Annotated in this window: 2 protein-coding genes; both read right to left on the reverse strand. The window is 57.7% G+C overall.

Translation table 11 applies throughout. From position 1 onward, the window contains the following. Nucleotides 1-92: 92 nt before the first annotated feature. A complete protein-coding gene (locus tag FEM54_RS32670; protein WP_017137441.1) occupies nucleotides 93-359 on the reverse strand; it encodes a DUF4404 family protein in 267 nt (88 codons plus the stop codon). Between the two features lie 110 nt (nucleotides 360-469). Then, complete coding sequence (locus tag FEM54_RS32675; RefSeq protein WP_099548682.1) at nucleotides 470-1,078, reverse strand: HAD superfamily inactivated hydrolase PcrP; 609 nt, start codon at nucleotides 1,076-1,078, stop codon at nucleotides 470-472. Nucleotides 1,079-1,323 lie beyond the last annotated feature (245 nt).

Here is a 1,323-nt window from a genome sequence, read left to right on the forward strand (position 1 = left end):
GGTGTATCAGTCACCCGATGTATGACTGATGGGCCGCTATCGCAGGCAAGCCAGCTCCCACATTTTGGTTCTGTGTTTGGCTTGGGGCCGGGTTAGATCCCCATGTTGCCCAAGGTGATCATGATATTGCGCAATGTCCCGGAAATGACCGGGTGTTCGGCATCGAACTCTATGGCTGCTTGATTCACATCGTCGGAAATACTGGGCGTTTGGGTGGCCGGTTCAAGTTCGAGTTGTAATTCGAACTTGGCAATCAAGGCTTCCAGTGCTTCACGTTTTTCTTCAGACAGCGGCGGTTGCTGTTCCAACTGCCCGCGCAGGATGTTGACCTGTTCTTCAAGCTTTATGCGGTCAGGCATGACGTTCTTCCTTTTATCGATAGGCACTGGCATAGACCGCGGCACGCCGTGAAAGGTCTACGGGCTGACCTGTAGATTAATCCACCGGCGCCTTGAGTGCATGATCTCTATCAGGGCTTCTCGCCTTTAAGCTGGCGCAGGCTGATATCCGCCAGGCAGGTGCCCAGCTCGCCAAGGTGATCGATCACCGAATGCACGCCCAGCCCATACAGCGCCACCGTGGCTTTGCCGCGCTTGTGCTCGCGCTGTTGTTCGGTCAACGCCTGCCATTGCTCAGGTGACAGGCCGCACAGCGAGCCGCAGGACGCCAGGCCGATGGTCCATAACCCGGCATTCAGGCCCGATTGCAGCAAACGCGGCTCGCCGCTGACCAGCACACAGCCTTCGAGGCGTTCGATATTCAGTGCCATCAAGGCTTGCCAGCAGGCATGTGGCGCCGGCCAGCGGAGGGAGGAGGGCGGTGTTGCCTTCACCCAGTCGGGCAATGCGGCCGACAGGGGTGTGGTCACCGAGGCGGGCAGCTCATCCAGCCAGGCGCAGGGCACGCCTTGGTCCTTGAGGCTGCGCAGAATCTTCAGCGCGCCGGGCGTGGCCTGGGAGTCGGGGCAGGGCGAGTCTGTGCGGGCCTGGGAACCGAAATCCACCAGGCAGCCACTCAGGCCAAACAGCACGGCAGTCAAGGTGGGGGCGCTGGCTATGGCAATTTCGGCGTGAGGCATTTCGACTTCCCTGAAATAACTATCCTGAAATAGCTACGACGCTATCCGGGCTGCATGACAAGCGGATGACACTTAACCTGTTTGTAGGAATTTTGTGCATTTTGCGTATGTCGATTCCTCGTTACTGCCTAAATCCACACATCCGTCATATACTGACGGTCTTATTCAGGGCATAGCGCCCATGACAGATCATTCAAGGAGCCAAAGCTATGCGCTGGAGCCAGTACTTCGCTCAGCTATCTGTG

The sequence above is a fragment of the Pseudomonas edaphica genome (assembly GCF_005863185.1).
GTDB classification, from domain to species: Bacteria; Pseudomonadota; Gammaproteobacteria; order Pseudomonadales; family Pseudomonadaceae; genus Aquipseudomonas; species Aquipseudomonas edaphica.